Here is a 15,770-nt window from a genome sequence, read left to right as displayed (position 1 = left end):
ATGCAAAAAGATATTTTGAAGCTATTAGATAGAAAGCAAAGTAACTATGACTTTCCTGCCTTTGATAATGAATATATGGATATTTCGCAAGTGAAATTTTCTCTTTTCTTTAAAGATACTAAGGATTGGTTAATGGTGTTTCAAATTGTCGGTGTAGGTTCATTAGGCGTATTTAATGATATTCAAGTATATGGCGATAGAATGAATCATTCAATTGGTGATGACGGTATTTTGCAAGTAAAAGATGGAGATTATGAATTATTTGATAATAAAGGTGAATTTATGCCGGATATTCATAACGGTAGTTTAAAAATTCGCGATCATCATTTTGAATATCAATTTACAGAAGAAGATTATGCGAATAATGGAATAGAAGTGAAAACGAAAGAGTCTTATCCGACATATTTCATGCGTATGCTTGCTGCTAATGACGAAGCTAGAAAGTTATTATGGTGGGATAAAGAAGAAATTTTAGAAGAGTTCGGTTTAAAAGGTGATTGGGAAGTAGCTTATGAAACGGAAGAGTGGCAACATGTTGAAGAAGAGAAAGTAAGTGAAAATGAATTCTTCCAATCAGTAGCTGCAGCGATAGAGAAGCAAGATCCAAGTGTTATTGTAGATAAGGATGCTAATACGCATTGGAAAAATTGGGTGGAGTTTGATTACGAAAACTCATATTAAAAATGAAAGAGTAGATCAAAGCGCATTTTTACTAAAAAAGACTATCCGAAATGTTAAAAATCGGATAGTCTTTTTTCATTAAACAACCGCAGGATTATAAATCATCGTAAAGTGCGCTTGTAACAACTCAATATGACACGGTGTATGAAGAGAGCTTTCACCATCTGTATCTACTTCTTTTTCTTCTTCTGTTTCAATATGAATGGATTTAGCTTTGACGTGGAAGATGTCATTTTCATTTGAGTCTTCAAATAGTTTCTTTCCGATATAATCTTTAAACGCTTGAATGCCTGTTGATTTGACTACGAAAATATCAAGTGTTCCGTCATCACATTTTACGTTCGGAATAAAGGATGGGATACCCCCGAGATATTCACCGTTTCCAACCATAACAAGGACAGCTTCGTCTTCATATACTTGTCCGTCGTAAGTTATTTTTACTGGGAATGTTTCAGCGTTTTTAACAGTTCGAATGGTGCTTAAATAGTAACCGATTTTACCAAGCTTTGCTTTCTCTTCTGCATCAATATTGTTTGATACTTCAGATACGAGTCCAATGCCCCAGAAGTTTAAGAAGTGCTGTCCGTTTGCTTTTGCGACATCAATTGGTTTTATATGTCCTTTTGTAATGAGTTTTGCTGCTTCTGCAATATTTTGCGGAACGCCGAGTGTGCGAGAGAAGTCGTTGCAAGTTCCGCCTGGAATGATTGCAAGTGCAGGTCTAGTTTCAAGAGGGGCTAAGCCATTAGTACATTCAAATACAGTTCCGTCACCACCGAAGACGATAATTAAATCTACTTTACTAGCAAACTCTTGGCAATATTTTGTTGCATCACCTTGCCTTTTCGTATGTAGGATGCGTAAATCAGGAAAAGCCGTAGCAAGAGGTGGTACGATTTTTGTTAAGTTCGTATGTAAATCGCCTTGTCCTGCTTTCGGATTTACGATGAGGAGTACTTTTTCAAATTTTGTCTTTGTCATTTTTATTCTCTCCCTTTGTCTTTTACGAATCGTGATAGAAAATAAACTTCCATCAATAATTGATGGAAGTTTACTCTATTTATATTACTCCGTTACAACTGAAGCGATAAATGGTAAGTTACGATATTTTTCTGCGCAGTCGATACCGTAGCCAACGATAAATTCGTCTGGAATTTGGAAGCCAACATATTCAGCTTTTAAGTCCACTTTACGGCGTTCAGGTTTATCAAGTAACGTACAGAATTTCAATGCTTTTGGTTTATGCATGAAGAAGTGATCTTTTAAGAAGTGAAGTGTTAAACCAGAATCGATAATGTCTTCTACGACAATTACGTTTTTTCCAGTAATGTTTACATCGATATCTTTTAATAGTTTTACTTTTCCAGTTGTTTCTGTTTGATTCCCGTAGCTAGATGCAGAGATAAAATCGATAGTTACTTCGTTTTTAATATGACGAATTAAATCAGCAGCGAATACGAAAGATCCTTTTAATACAGCGATTACAACGATTTCTTCTCCTTCAAAATCACGTTCGATTTGAAGTGCTAGTTCTTTTACTTTTTCTTGTAATTGTTCTTCAGAAATTAAAGTGTCTTTTATTTCAATTTTCATTTGAATCCTCCTACAGTGTAAAACTTGTGAACATTTCGACTGTAAAGGATAGAAAGAAAAAAGTCAAAGAAGATATAAGGTTTTTACAGAAATGCCCACAAAATAGTCAGATGATATGATATACTGATCATATTAAGAAAACGCTTCCGTGAAGGGTGATTATGATGAAAAAGAAACAGTATACAAGTGTAACATTTATAAAAGCATTGCTTTTAACAATCGTTCTTGGTATGTTGGCTTACATAATTGATGTACCTGCAATTCGGATTTCATTAATTGGAATGACTTTAGTATTAGGCGCAATTTCCCACGGTATGATGTCACAGCTGCAAGAAGTTGGACTTGATGATATGAAAGATCATATAGATAAGAAATGAGAAACCTTCACGTATATAGAGTGAAGGTTTTTTCGTTTCTTACAAAAATGTAAGGTGATTTGTAAGACAAATCGATAGTTGCATAGTAGTGTTTTGGATAAACTATAAGTGTAAGGTAAAGGCAAGCATATTTTAGGTAAATTAAGTTTTAGGCACTCTATATGTGAAAAAGGAGTAGGAGGGCATGGAGAAACATTGGACGACCTTTTCTTTTTTAGCAACTAGTAACACCGTAATGCTAGCTGGAGAAATGGATTTTTTGCATACGTTTGATCGAGAAGACGATCATTCTTCTTCTAAATTTACAATGAAATGGAGTAAGTGGAGCGATAGTTGTAAATTGGAAGAAGAGGCCCCTAACGAAAGGCAAAAAATTATTTTAACAAATCCTATTAAAGCATGGGTCGTTCAATGTCGTAAGTGTAACGTCAAAAATCACTTCAAGAAAACTGAGCCGAGACAATTAGTTATCACTCCGGCCCTTTCTACTTCTCAATCACGCGAAAGTAACAAATAAATATCGAGACACACACCCGAAAAAACATCGTATATATTACGGTGTTTTTTTATTTTTCTAAAATGAAATCTTTAACAGAATTCCATTTCATCTGCATCTTATATTTACATCTCTTGTTTATTCTAGTAATACATCCGGTGCGACGTGATGTGTTACTAGAATAAAGTATAAAAGGAGAGAAATAAAATGAAAAAAAAACTATTACCAATTTGTGCAATGGCACTTTTAACAGTAGGATATTCTTCAGTAGCGAGCGCGGATACTGGAACATTAACAAAAGAAGAATCAGCGCAAATGCAGCAAGATAAAGCTAAAAAAGAAGAAGCAATTAAGGAACAGCAAAAGAGCGAAGTAGAGAAAAAAGAAGCAGCACAAGTACAAGAAAAAAGTGATATGGCTAAAAAAGAGGAAGCAATAAAAGCAGGGCAAAAGAATGATACAGCGAAACAAGAAGTAACACCACAAGTGCAAGAAAAGGAAGCTCTTGCAAAAAAAGAAGCAGCAATTAAGGCAGGGCAAAAGAATGATGCAGCGAAACAAGAAGTAGCGAAACAAGCTGTACAAGGTGAAAAATTACCAAACACAGCATCAAATAATGTAGCAATGATGGCACTAAGCGCATGTCTTGTAGGGATAGGGACATTATTTGGTTTGAAGCGTCGTAATAAAGTTAAGGCGTAAATAAAATATTTTTCTATAAAGAATGGGATAATTTCATATATTAAAAATGGTAGGTTATTCCTACCATTTTTTGCATGGAGGGATGGAACATGAAGTTACTCAATTATATCGGTATCATATTGATGGCCATAGGGCTATTCATGGGATCGTATTACGCTGTGGAATGGTATAAAGGAAAAAGCTCTGCTCAAGAATTAACGAAAGAAGAAATAAAGAGCCTTAAAAATATACAAGATAATCAACTTTCACATGAAACACATGTAACTTCTCAAGTACCTTCTTCTCAAACCGAGCATAAAGAAGGAGAAAAGGTAGCAATGTTAAATATACCGAAAATAAAGAAGAAGTTTTCTATATATTGGGGAGCAAATGATGCAACATTGAAAAAAGGAGTCGGTATGTTTGTTAGTGATTTAACGACAACACCATCTGGAGGAGGACATACTGTACTGAGTGGGCATCGAGATACTGTATTTACAGAATTAGGGGAGCTTAAAGAAAAAGATAATCTCATTGTAGAATATGACAATACAATGTACACATATGAAATTCAAAAGATATGGATTACACATGCGGATGATCGCACTGTTATTGTAAAAAAAGAAGAACCGACATTAACACTGACGACTTGTTATCCATTTGATTATATAGGGGATGCACCGGATCGATATATTATCGAGGCAAAGTTAATTACGAGTAATTCAAAATAAATTATAGAGCTTTGAATAATAATTTCTTAAAGCGAGAGGGGGAGACATAGATTATGTCAAAAAACATTTTAATTGTTGAAGATGAAGATATTTTACGCGAAATATTAAAGGATTACTTTTTGAGTGAACAATATAAAGTGCTTGAAGCGAGAGATGGAAAAGAAGCTTTAGTCTTATTTGAAGAAGAAGAGGTCGATTTAGTTATACTTGATATTATGTTGCCGGAACTTGATGGATGGTCTGTTTGCCGAAGGATCCGTAAGACGTCCGGGGTCCCAATTATTATGCTGACGGCACGTGTAGATGAAGATGATACGTTACTTGGGTTTGAGCTTGGGGCAGATGATTATGTTACGAAACCATATAGTCCGCCTATTTTATTAGCGAGAGCGAAACGATTATTAGAAAGTAGACAAGCATCAAAGAAACCTTTGGAAAATGAAGATGATACATTATCAATTCATGGCATTCACGTCCATTTTCCGTCACGTACTGTTACTGTTGATGAGGCAGACATTACTTTAACACATACAGAATTTGAAATATTAGCTTATTTCATGAAAAATCAAGGGATTGTTTTAACGAGAGAACAGTTAATTTCAAGAATTTGGGGGTACGAATTTGCTGGCGATGATCGAACGGTTAATAGTCATATTCGTAATTTGCGAAATAAATTAGGAGAGAAAGCAAAGTACATTACAACTGTAGTGCGAACCGGTTATAAATTCGAGGGGAACATATGAGAAAAGGGATTGTACTTAAATTATTTACCCTTACAACAGCTCTATGTATGTTGATTTTAGCGACGATATTTATTGGTCAAACGATATTTTTTAAACAATATTATGCGAACCGAAAAGTAGAAGATATTAAAGTGAATTTAAATTCCTTTGAGAAGAATTATTTGAATTATGTAGGAAATGCAGAAGGAATTCAGAAGCTGGAGCAAGATTTTTTAAGAGAAAATAATACGTGGATTACGATATTAGATCAGAATGGGAATTTAAAACATGTGGATGATTTTTATTTTGAAGTAACGATAGACCGTAAGCAACAGAAGAGCTTTGGACAACAAATATTCAAGATTCCCTTAGGTAATCTCGTCAATATAGAGGAGATTGATAATAAATTATCAGAGAAGTTTTTAGGACAAGAAATTTATTTTTCTGGAGTGAAAAAAGAAGAAAGTTTTATTCCATTCTCTTTCTCGTTAGGTAAGCAAAATTTAAGTGGATCTAATAAACCGTTAGAAAAAGCATTTAATGAGAAAATGATTAAATTAGATCAGGAGAAAAAGAAAGCAGATGAGGAACAAGTTGTTAAGGAAAAGAAGCCGGCCGTTCAGGAGCAAGCTGCTCAGGAATTAAATGCTCCTATAGTAGGACGTGTTACGAAAGTACAGTTCCCCGATGTAAAAGGTCCTGTGAATCCAATTTATAAAAATAGTTTATTCTTAGATAGCATAAAGGAATTTCAAACTGATTTATTATTAAAAGAGAATAATCATATACAGTATTCAACACAAATAATGGACTATGAAAAAAATGATATAAAATATAAATTATTAATTAAACCAAAAAAAGAAAAAGACGGATCGGTAACATATATATATGCGATGGCTTCTTTACAGCCTGTAGATGAGGCTGTACAAATGGTGCAAGATTATTACATCTATATTGTTGCATTTGTAGTCGTTCTAATTTTTCTAGCTTCGTTTTATTACTCAAAACAAATTGCAAAACCGCTACTAAAAATAAATGATACAACGAAGAAAATAGCTCATTTGGATTTCACAGAAAAAATTCCGATTACTTCAAAAGATGAAATTGGTGATTTATCGCAAAATATTAATACATTATCTAATAAACTACATTCACATATTGGACAGTTAGAACAAGATATTGAAAAAGAAAGAAAGTTAGAAAACACAAGGAAAGAATTTATTGCGGGTGTATCGCATGAACTAAAAACGCCGCTGAGTATTATGAAAAGCTGTATTTCCATTTTAAAAGATGGGGTAGCTGAACATAAGAAAGACTACTATTTTCAGGCGATGGAAAAAGAAGTAGACAAGATGGATATACTAATTTTGGATATGCTTGAATTAGCTAAATTTGAGTCTGGCACATATAACATGAAGATGGATTCTTTCTATATCGATGGAGTGATTGAAGAAATATGTGAACAGCTTTCAGCGGAGATAGAGAAAAAAGAACTGAGTGTGCACAAACATATATGTCCAGCAGAAGTGATTGGGAATCAAAATAGAATTGAACAAGTAATTGTGAATTTTATTACGAATGCAATACGTTATACACCAGAAAAAGAAGATATTATTATTTCCACAATAGACGGGAAGGATCATATAAAAGTATGTATTGAAAATAAAGGTGCTCACATTGAAGAAGAACAATTAGATAAAATTTGGGATCGTTTTTATCGCGTGGATGCGGCAAGGAAACGTTCACAAGGTGGAACAGGGCTTGGTCTTGCAATTTCAAAGAATATTTTAGAATTGCACGATGCTGAATATGGGGTGAAGAATACCGAAGATGGTGTTTTATTTTACTTCTATTTACCGAAAAAAGCGTAGACAATACTATCTACGCTTTTTTAATTTATTTTCATATTATCTTTACCTAATCTTTATTTTGGAGCAGTATACTTTGAATAGAAAATGAGGTTATGTAAGGAGTCGATGAACCGTGCATAGCAATTGGCTAAGTATAATGGTATTTATTTTCTTTTGTGCATTTATTGTATTTTTAATTGATATTACGATGTGAAAAAAGAGCGCTAAGTTAAGCGCCCTTTTTTTGTGAATTTATTTGATAAGCACTCATGCTTTTGAATAATCTTGGTGAAGTGATAAATAAAAATATAAGTAAAACGGTACATAGAATATAGGAACCAATCATTGTGCTACCGTTAAATATTAAAGAATATAGAATAGCTGATTGACCTTTCGGTGCATATTGTCCCCAGAAAATAATACCGGCAATAAAGTGACAGAAGTAACGAGCTAGACTACCGATAAAAGTAGCAATGATAATGTATCCAATTACTTTCTTTCCTTGGTTTTGTTTTGATGAAGGCTTATCTTTACGGCTACTTAAGTTTGATTGTTCGTTTCCATTCTTATTAGATGCTAGAAGTGCTTTTTGAATTGGACGATAGAATAAACCAGCAAATCCAATGAATGCGAAAGCAACGAAGTATTCAATGATTACTTGAATTGGTGTGACGATAATGGCATCGCCTACGACAATTTGTAATAATCCCCAAATTAAGCCTCCTAAGAAAGCCATTTTGAAGCCCCAGCGGTATGCGATAATAAAGATAGGAATCATAGCGAATGAGATGGAACCGCCTGTTGCTGATATTTTGATTGAAAGTGGTAAAATATCGATGACCAAGGCGAAGGCTGCAAGAATAGCAGATTCGATCATCGCTTGTAAATTGGTGTTACGCATGTTGTCTCCCCCTAAATCCAAGTTGCAAAAAAAGAATAGATATCATAGGAGGATACGAAATACGTAAATGAAAAAGAGGTATGTATTTCGGACGTTTGCACAATTCCTGCGTTAGCATTAACTAACAGGTTCAAAGGGTCGGAACGAATTGTTCCCTCTCAGCGGTAAGGCTCCCCCTGTGATAACGAGATTCTTTATTTGCTATTGTTCATTGTAAGCGAAATGGATGAGAATGGCAAACATACTTTGTATGATAATTATTGAAATATAATTGTATTGAAATGTTAATAAATATGAAGCAAAAGGGTATAGTCCAATTGAAATAGAGTATGATATAATTTTTCTGAAAATAATTATCATTCTCTTCTGAGGGGGAAGGTTATGAGCTTAGTAGATATTAAAATTGGCGAGAAAGTGTTAGTAAAAAGTATTCAGTCTTTAGATCAGTTATTAAAGCGTAGACTAGCTGCTTTCGGTCTCGCGGAAGGAAGCGAACTTCGCTTGAAACAGAAAGCGATGTTTAAAGGTCCTTGTACATTGGAGTGTCGTGGACAGTTAATTAGTATTCGTCATTGTGACGCGAAAATGATAAAGGTGGAATTAGCGTGAATAAGGTTGCTTTGCTAGGGAATCCGAATACAGGGAAAACATCATTATTTAATGCACTTACTGGTTCTTATGAATATGTAGGAAACTGGAGCGGTGTAACAGTAGAAAAGAAGGTTGGTAAATTAAAAGATAAGCAAGGAACATTAATTGATTTACCAGGCGTTTATGATTTGAATCCAGTTTCACGTGATGAAGGTGTCGTTACGAATTTTCTACTAACAGATGAATTTCATCATATGTTAAATATAGTGGATTCTTCTCAATTTGAGCGAAATATGCATTTAACATTGCAATTACTTGAATTTGGTAAGCCCGTTTCAATTGGTTTAAATATGATTGATGTGGCAAAGCAAAGAGGAATTGTGATTAATGTAAAAAGGCTATCAGAAATATTAGGTGTAACAGTCGTTCCTGTCATCGCAAGAACCGGAAAAGGCTGTGAAGAATTACTTACTACTCTTCATGAAGAGAAACAAAAAGAGAAAAAGCCATTCATTATTTCATATGGTGTACAAATGGATGAAGGAATTGGAGAGGTAATCGCTCTTTTAGAGACAGCGAATTATGAGCATCCGAGATGGTTAGCCCTTCAATTTTTAAGCAATAACGAAGTAGTAGAAAAAGAAATGAAAGCATTACCAATTTATAAGGAACTTATAGCCATTCGATCTCGTTTAGATGGAAAACTTGATTGTACGTTGGAAGAGCACATTTACAAGACTCGTGAAGCGTATATTGAAAAGTTAAAAACAAATGTTATGCAACATGAGAAAGAAGGAAAAATTCCTTTTTCAGAAAAAATTGATAGGTTAATTACACATAAAATTTTAGGACTTCCAATCTTTTTAGCAGTTATGTTTTTTATTTTTCAGGTTACGTTTACGTGGATTGGTACACCTTTATCTGATATGCTTGATGGATTTTTTGGCGGACAACTTACTGATTGGGTTACAGCTGGGCTCACAAGTGTTGGGGCTTCTGACTTTATTCAAGCACTCGTTACAGAAGGTATTATTGCTGGTGTTGGTGCGGTATTAGTATTCGTTCCACAAATCTTTGCACTATTCTTCTTCATTTCATTATTAGAAGACTCAGGATATATGGCACGAATTGCAGTTGTTATGGATAGAATTATGGAGTTTTTCGGTTTAAACGGAAAAGCATTTATTCCGATGATTATCGGCTTTGGATGTAACGTTCCAGGTATTATGGCAGCGAGAACGATTGAACAAGAAAAAGAAAGGTTACTTACAGTTCTTGTAACACCGTTTATGTCTTGTTCGGCACGTTTACCTGTATATGCACTATTTGCGGGAGTTTTCTTCCCTCATAGTCAGGCGACTGTTGTGTTCTCTTTATATATCGCAGGGATTGTTCTTGCATTACTCGTTACAAAAATTATGTCTCTTACTATTTTAAAAGCAGAAAAATCTATTTTTGTAATTGAACTACCACCTTACCGTGTGCCGCAAGCGAAAACGTTATGGCTGAGCACGTGGGAGAAAGGTAAAGGATTTGTTCGTAAAGCGGGTACATTCATCTTCGGTGGTTCTGTTGTCATTTGGTTATTAAACTATGCAGGTCCATCAGGATTTGGTGTTGATATGGGAGACAGTTTCTTAGCGATGATTGGTGGATTTATTGCACCACTTTTTGCACCGCTCGGCTTTGGAACGTGGCAAGCTGCAGCATCCCTTTTAACAGGATTTTTAGCGAAAGAAGTTGTCGTTTCTACGATGGCAATTATTTATGCGGTTAAAGAAGATGTGCTAGGAAATGTAATGGGAGCACATTATACTGCGCTATCAGCCTATGCATTTATGTTCTTTATTTTATTATATGTTCCGTGCTTAGCGACAGTAGCTGTTATTAAACGTGAAACAGGATCGATGAAATGGACAGTTTTCTCTGTCGTTTATCCGCTCGTTGTTGCTTATGTATTAACGCTCATTATATACCAAGTTGGGTCCTTACTCGGATTCTAGAAGGAGATGTATCGCGGTGATGGTCAATATTATAATTGGAGCTATCATTTTTGGTTATGCAGCATATACGTTAGTTAATTTTGTAAAGAGAAGTAAAAAGGGAAAATGCGCAGCATGCTCTTTAAGTAAGTCATGTCAGTCGCAAACTTGTAGTCCAGATATGGAGCAAATTGCTCATAAATAGAAAAAAGCTTTGCGAATTTCGCAAAGCTTTTTTGTTTACTTTTTAATTTTTACAAGCTGAGAAGCTTCTACTCCGTTGTAACCAGGGAATTCTTTACTAGGGTCTTTATCGAATTTTAATACACCAACAGATTTTTCATCACCTTTTACATTTCCATAAGTTGCATCGTCAACAATTGCGAACATGTCTGCATATGCACGGCCACTTCCGATAATTGTGTTGCCTTCGTATTTTAATTTTGCCCCATCAAGTGTAGCATTTTCTACTTTCTCTTTTGCAAATAACACGCCTTCTTCTGTTGTTACAGCTGGTAATTTATCAAGTGGTTTTGTATCGTCGTTTTTATCAACTTTGCTAAGTAATTCTTTTTTCACCAGTTCTTCACCAGTTTTCTTATCCATTACAAGAACTTTTTTACCCTCTAATGTTGTCATTTTCATTTTATAGAAGTCTTTTTCTTTCACTTCTTTTTTATTTTTATCTGTAACTTGTTGAATTTGCTCATCTGTTCCGTATAGTACAAAGCCGTTCGCTTTTTCTCCTAATAAAGAACAACCTGATAATGCTCCGAATGAAATTGCTGCTGCTAATCCGATTCCTACTAATTTTTTCATGATGATTGCTCCTTTTATATGTTTTATAGTAAATACATTTTTTGTATTAGTCCTGAAATTATGAGAAGCTTGTTTGTTGCTTCTGGTATTAGTGTATAAGAAATATTGAAACGTAACTATCGAGTTAGCTTACAGTAACATTACAATAATGTAATTTAGTGAAAGTGCATAAAAATATGTCAATTCTGAAGAGGATTAATGAGAATATATTAGGAATACAATGTTTTATCTAGAATGTCATATTATATTGGCTGTATTTTGGAAATAACATGTAAGGACATATTAGTTTTGTTATAATAAACACATAGGCTGTAAAAATGAATATTCTTTACTGTTAAGGGAGATTTTTCAGTTTTCCAAGTAGTGAATTTGAAATATGAGGTAAGTCATAGGAGGAATTAGAATGTCTGTATTTAAACGATTACGAGATTTAACAATGTCGAATGTATATTCATTAATTGAAAAAGCGGAAGATCCAGTTAAGATGACGGATCAATATTTACGCGATATGCAAGCGGATGTACAAGAAGCTGAGAAAAGTGTAGCAGCTCAAATTGCACTTGAGAAGAAATTCAAAATATTATTTGAAGAGCAAGAAGCACTTGTGAAAAAACGTGAAGAGCAAGCTCATATGGCTGTTCAAGCAAGCAATCTTGACCTTGCGCGTCGTGCTCTTGAAGAAAAACAAAATGCAGAGCAAAAGATGAATGAGTATAAAGCGAGCTATGAGCAAAACAAAGCAGCTGCTGATAACCTTCGTCTGAAGCTAGAAGAAATGCGTAAGCAATTAACAGAGCTGAAAAATAAACGTGAAACACTTGTTGCACGTGTAAATGCAGCGAAAGCACAAAAGAATATTAATCAGGCGATGTCTGGATTTGATTCAAATTCAGCAAAAGCTGGTTTAAGCCGTATGGAAGAGAAAGCACTTCAATTAGAGGCTGAAGCAGAAGCAAGCGGTGAAATTTACAAGAAAGAAAAGTCGTTAGATGATGAATTCGCAAGCTTAAACAAAAATTCTGTTGTTGACGATGAATTAGCTCGTATTATGAAGCAGTATGAGAAATAATATAGAATAGACAAAGAAACCGACATGTCTGAAGAGAATTCATGTCGGTTTTCTATTACTTTTTTAGAGGAGGTTTTGTAATGACGTGGATGAATGTTTTAGCTATGCTTGTATGGACTGGGGCGAGTGCAGTACTTTTATTTGCAATTATGTGGGTTGATTCGATTTTTACAAAATACAATGATTTAAAAGAAATGAAAAATGGAAATACAGCAGTGACAACGCGTTTCGTTATGAAATTATTTGCGCAAGGGTACATTTTATCTCAATCTATAACGAAAGCGAATGACTTATGGCAAGCGCTTCTTGCCTCAGCAGTTTCATTCGTTATTTTATTAATTGTAGAAATGTTCATTGAGTTTGTGTTAAAGAAAATGTCTGGTTTAGATTTAGAAGAAGGAACGAAAGAAGGCAGCTTAGCACATGCGTTGTTAGCTGGTTCATTACATATCGTTGGTGCACTTATTTTAGGTGCTTGTTTATAAAGAGAAAAGGAGGGGTAGATTGTGAGTTTATTTAAACGTATTAAAAATATAATGAAGAGTCCGGAGCCGCCGAAGCCAGAAAAGAGTCTTTTAACGTTGGCTCCTGGCGATATGATTGAAGTCTCGTTAGTCATGTACGAATTAACTGGGAAAACGAGCATGCATTCTCGCAAGGAGATTATTTTAACTTTGCAGGATGGGAAAGATATTCGTTATTTGAAAATTGAAGACCGTGAAAATACGTATTACAAATTGTATACACCGATTGATGGTCGTTTAGATTCAATCGATGAAATTCCGACGACGATTGAAATGGATGATATAGAGTATCATATGGAAGAACAATATAATGGACGTGTTGTTGTTATGGGGAAAACACCATTCGCTGCTTCAGAAGAACAGTACGTATGGGAATTCCAATCTGATAACCGCAAATTATTACGTGTTGAATGGCAAAATGGTCGCACAATGATGTATGAGGGAGAAGTAATTATTCCTGCTGATGTACAAATCATAAGAGCAACATAAGGGGGGCGTAATCATGTCAAACCGATTGTTTACCATGATTAAATCGTTCGTGATCCCTATACTTGCTATCGTTACATTACTTGTTATTGCCGGTTATGCTTTATCGGGCTGTCAAAGTGGTCAGGCGAAGTCAATTCAGGACCGTTACCCACTAGAGTCTGTCGCAAAGGATGGTAAACAAGAATCTTACGTGTATAGGGCCGCCAATCGGTCAGTTCCTGAAGTTGCAAAGGAACTTATAGCCGAAAGGAAACCGAAGCAAGCATCTAAAGAAGACGAAAATCAAATGTTCCTCGTTTATTCTGATAAAATGTATAATTTACAAAAGGATAAAGAGAAACCATCTGATACGTTAATTGAAATAAGCAATGAAGAATTTGTCCGTCAAAATTACCAACCATCCTTCTTACAAGGATATATCATGGGGAGTATATTAAACGATATATTCGGTTCACGCAAATCATCATACGGTGATTATCGCGGATATAATGACAGACAAAATCATAAACCGGTGATCCCGGAAAGACCACCTACGAAAGAGGAAAAGAAAACCCCGCCTCCAATTACGAAGGAAGGGAAAGGATCTATTATTAAGCGAGGCGATAATGTAGATCCGAAATCATCTGTAGGTGATAAAGGAAGTATTACGGAAAAAGGAAGTAAAACGACGCCACCGCCTTCTACCGGAAGCAAAGGGAAAATTACGAAAAACCCGGGTGGCTCGAGTGGATCTGATGTGAAGCCGAAATCATCCATTAAAACCCCACCAAAGAATACGTCGCCCCCGAAAACAAGGGTTGGCGGTTCAGGGAAAATTATGAAGAGAAGATAGTATAGAGACCGAAAAGTGGAATTTGCTTTTCGGTCTTTTTATTATGGGAATTAATTCCTTATAGCTGGTACAATTAAGTTATAAGGAGGAGTTTATTATGAGTATATATAAAAGGTTTAGTTTGATTATGTTCCTCGTCTTATTCCTCAGTTTGTTTATTAGCACAACGATGAAATTTCACTTTATAGTAGGTATTCTATGGATACTGTGTACATGTACTCTCTTTCTATATGTTCCGCTTCGCTTTCAGCATGAAGTGCCCGCCTTTCAAAAGTACGTCGATTGGATTAAAAGCGGGGGAAGATGGGGGAGTAAAATATATCAACGGTTTTTCGATTATATCTATCGTAGCTCAAAATATATCAACGATTCGAAAAGGAATATCGATTTACCAACTTCATAATAAAAAGAGGCTGCACCAATATTTTGGCACACCCTCTTTTTTCATAATGATTAATGAATATCACGTTTCTTAAAGTTACCGCCTTTTACTTCAGCTACGTCATAAACTGTAATAAAGGCATTAGGATCGATTTCATTAATCAGATCCTTCATTTTACTTTCTTCTAAACGGTTAATTACACAAGAAATTTCTTTGAATTTCTCTCTTGAATAACCACCATATACTTCGTTATACGTTGCGCTTCGGCCTAAACGATCGCGAATTGTTTCTACCATTAATTCAGGCTCTTTCGTGATGATTTTAAATGTTTTCGAACCACTTAAACCAACTTCAACGATATGAATCACTTTCGAAGCGATAAAGTAAGCAATTGCCGAAAGGATAGCCCCTTGAAGACCAAATACTGTTGAAACAAAAATAAAGACAAACATATTTAAGAATAAAATAAGGTCACTTGTTCCAAAAGGTAACTTACGAGAAAGTAATACAGCTAGCATATCGATTCCATCTAATGCGCCGCCGTTACGTAAGGCTAGTCCCATACCGAAACCGATAATAATACCACCAACAACTGTAACGAGTAGTGTATCGCCTTCAATAATAGTTGGTATTCCGTGCATGACAACGGTACCTATTGCTAATGAAGCAATCCCGATGATGGAATAAATTGCAAAGCTTTTACCGATTTGTTTATATCCTAACCAAACGAAAGGAATGTTAATAACTGCGATTAGAGCTCCTAATGGCAATCCAAATAATCTTGAACTAACGATACTTAAACCAGTCACACCACCGTCGGATACGTTATTTGGAATTAAGACAGCTTCTAATCCGTACGCTGTGATAAATGCCCCAATAATAATCATCAAAGCTTTTGAAGCAATTTTCAGCTTATTGGGCTTACTCTTGATCATTTTTTTCATATAATTTCCTCGTTTCAAACTAGTTTCTTTTTCTTACATGTTTGCTAATCAGTTCGATTCATGCCTAACAACCATTTTAACATTATATTTGAAAAAATTCTCCTTT

At 35.0% G+C, this 15,770-nt stretch carries 19 protein-coding genes, 1 pseudogene and 1 riboswitch; of the genes and pseudogenes, 15 read left to right on the top strand and 5 right to left on the bottom strand.

Features of this window, described 5'->3' with window-relative positions; all coding sequences use genetic code 11:
- Positions 1-681, top strand: coding sequence for a DUF7003 family protein (locus tag NSQ69_RS23820; protein WP_002034480.1), 681 nt, complete (start codon positions 1-3; stop codon positions 679-681).
- 78 nt (positions 682-759) lie between these two features.
- On the opposite strand, the gene NSQ69_RS23815 is transcribed toward NSQ69_RS23820, so the two are convergent.
- Positions 760-1,662, bottom strand: a complete 903-nt coding sequence (locus NSQ69_RS23815; protein WP_341099745.1) for a diacylglycerol/lipid kinase family protein — start codon at positions 1,660-1,662, stop codon at positions 760-762.
- Positions 1,663-1,746: 84 nt separating this feature from the next.
- Positions 1,747-2,274, bottom strand: a complete 528-nt coding sequence (gene hpt / locus NSQ69_RS23810) for a hypoxanthine phosphoribosyltransferase (protein WP_000687586.1) — start codon at positions 2,272-2,274, stop codon at positions 1,747-1,749.
- A 161-nt stretch (positions 2,275-2,435) separates the two neighbouring features.
- On the opposite strand from hpt, the gene NSQ69_RS23805 reads away from it, so the two are divergent.
- The 6 genes from NSQ69_RS23805 to NSQ69_RS23780 all read left to right on the top strand — a co-directional run bounded on the left by NSQ69_RS23805 (position 2,436) and on the right by NSQ69_RS23780 (position 7,152).
- Complete coding sequence (locus tag NSQ69_RS23805; RefSeq protein ID WP_002129607.1) at positions 2,436-2,651, top strand: hypothetical protein; 216 nt, start codon at positions 2,436-2,438, stop codon at positions 2,649-2,651.
- Positions 2,652-2,835: 184 nt separating this feature from the next.
- A complete protein-coding gene (locus NSQ69_RS23800; RefSeq protein WP_000410949.1) occupies positions 2,836-3,168 on the top strand; it encodes a hypothetical protein in 333 nt (110 codons plus the stop codon).
- A gap of 186 nt (positions 3,169-3,354) precedes the next feature.
- Complete coding sequence (locus NSQ69_RS23795) at positions 3,355-3,849, top strand: LPXTG cell wall anchor domain-containing protein (RefSeq protein WP_341099744.1); 495 nt, start codon at positions 3,355-3,357, stop codon at positions 3,847-3,849.
- Between the two features lie 89 nt (positions 3,850-3,938).
- A complete protein-coding gene (locus NSQ69_RS23790) occupies positions 3,939-4,559 on the top strand; it encodes a class D sortase (RefSeq protein WP_341099743.1) in 621 nt (206 codons plus the stop codon).
- A 53-nt stretch (positions 4,560-4,612) separates the two neighbouring features.
- Positions 4,613-5,302, top strand: coding sequence for a response regulator transcription factor (locus NSQ69_RS23785; RefSeq protein ID WP_016130401.1), 690 nt, complete (start codon positions 4,613-4,615; stop codon positions 5,300-5,302).
- A complete protein-coding gene (locus NSQ69_RS23780) occupies positions 5,299-7,152 on the top strand; it encodes a sensor histidine kinase (RefSeq protein WP_341099742.1) in 1,854 nt (617 codons plus the stop codon). The genes NSQ69_RS23785 and NSQ69_RS23780 overlap by 4 nt, the downstream gene beginning before the upstream one ends.
- Positions 7,153-7,360: 208 nt before the next feature.
- Here the strand turns inward: NSQ69_RS23780 and NSQ69_RS23775 are convergent, their stop codons facing one another.
- Positions 7,361-8,032 (bottom strand): energy-coupled thiamine transporter ThiT, encoded by a 672-nt coding sequence (locus NSQ69_RS23775; protein ID WP_002015759.1) that lies wholly within the window; start codon positions 8,030-8,032, stop codon positions 7,361-7,363.
- A gap of 85 nt (positions 8,033-8,117) precedes the next feature.
- A riboswitch (TPP riboswitch) is annotated at positions 8,118-8,219 on the bottom strand.
- A gap of 194 nt (positions 8,220-8,413) precedes the next feature.
- Here NSQ69_RS23775 and NSQ69_RS23770 point away from each other — a divergent pair.
- From NSQ69_RS23770 to NSQ69_RS23760, 3 genes are read left to right on the top strand one after another with little or no spacing between them, the layout of a single operon-like run.
- Complete coding sequence (locus NSQ69_RS23770) at positions 8,414-8,641, top strand: FeoA family protein (RefSeq protein WP_000060512.1); 228 nt, start codon at positions 8,414-8,416, stop codon at positions 8,639-8,641.
- Entirely contained in the window at positions 8,638-10,626 is a 1,989-nt protein-coding gene (feoB, locus tag NSQ69_RS23765) for a ferrous iron transport protein B (protein WP_002129597.1), read from the top strand. Before NSQ69_RS23770 ends, feoB begins: the two co-directional genes overlap by 4 nt.
- Before the next feature lie 16 nt (positions 10,627-10,642).
- A complete protein-coding gene (locus NSQ69_RS23760) occupies positions 10,643-10,810 on the top strand; it encodes a FeoB-associated Cys-rich membrane protein (RefSeq protein WP_000989601.1) in 168 nt (55 codons plus the stop codon).
- A gap of 35 nt (positions 10,811-10,845) precedes the next feature.
- On the opposite strand, the gene NSQ69_RS23755 is transcribed toward NSQ69_RS23760, so the two are convergent.
- Complete coding sequence (locus tag NSQ69_RS23755; protein WP_002129594.1) at positions 10,846-11,424, bottom strand: lipoprotein BA_5634 family protein; 579 nt, start codon at positions 11,422-11,424, stop codon at positions 10,846-10,848.
- Positions 11,425-11,827: 403 nt separating this feature from the next.
- On the opposite strand from NSQ69_RS23755, the gene NSQ69_RS23750 reads away from it, so the two are divergent.
- From NSQ69_RS23750 to NSQ69_RS23730, 5 genes and pseudogenes are all read left to right on the top strand, one after another.
- The gene (locus NSQ69_RS23750) at positions 11,828-12,493 is read left to right on the top strand and encodes a PspA/IM30 family protein (protein ID WP_002015754.1); all 666 of its coding nucleotides are present in this window, start codon (positions 11,828-11,830) and stop codon (positions 12,491-12,493) included.
- Between the two features lie 80 nt (positions 12,494-12,573).
- Entirely contained in the window at positions 12,574-12,978 is a 405-nt protein-coding gene (locus NSQ69_RS23745) for a DUF350 domain-containing protein (RefSeq protein ID WP_002015753.1), read from the top strand.
- Positions 12,979-12,999: 21 nt separating this feature from the next.
- The gene (locus NSQ69_RS23740; RefSeq protein WP_002015752.1) at positions 13,000-13,506 is read left to right on the top strand and encodes a DUF4178 domain-containing protein; all 507 of its coding nucleotides are present in this window, start codon (positions 13,000-13,002) and stop codon (positions 13,504-13,506) included.
- Positions 13,507-13,519: 13 nt separating this feature from the next.
- The gene (locus NSQ69_RS23735) at positions 13,520-14,338 is read left to right on the top strand and encodes a DUF4247 domain-containing protein (protein WP_002129590.1); all 819 of its coding nucleotides are present in this window, start codon (positions 13,520-13,522) and stop codon (positions 14,336-14,338) included.
- A gap of 97 nt (positions 14,339-14,435) precedes the next feature.
- Positions 14,436-14,648: pseudogene (locus NSQ69_RS23730) on the top strand (hypothetical protein); the annotation flags it as partial.
- 143 nt (positions 14,649-14,791) lie between these two features.
- On the opposite strand, the gene NSQ69_RS23725 reads toward NSQ69_RS23730, so the two are convergent.
- Positions 14,792-15,664, bottom strand: coding sequence for a YitT family protein (locus NSQ69_RS23725; protein ID WP_000738210.1), 873 nt, complete (start codon positions 15,662-15,664; stop codon positions 14,792-14,794).
- Positions 15,665-15,770: the final 106 nt, after the last annotated feature.

Origin of the sequence: Bacillus sp. FSL R10-2201, assembly GCF_038008665.1 — a bacterium.
Classification (GTDB): Bacteria; Bacillota; Bacilli; order Bacillales; family Bacillaceae_G; genus Bacillus_A; species Bacillus_A mycoides.
The sequence above is the reverse complement of the archived record's forward strand: the minus strand, read 5'-3'. Positions and strand labels throughout refer to the sequence as shown.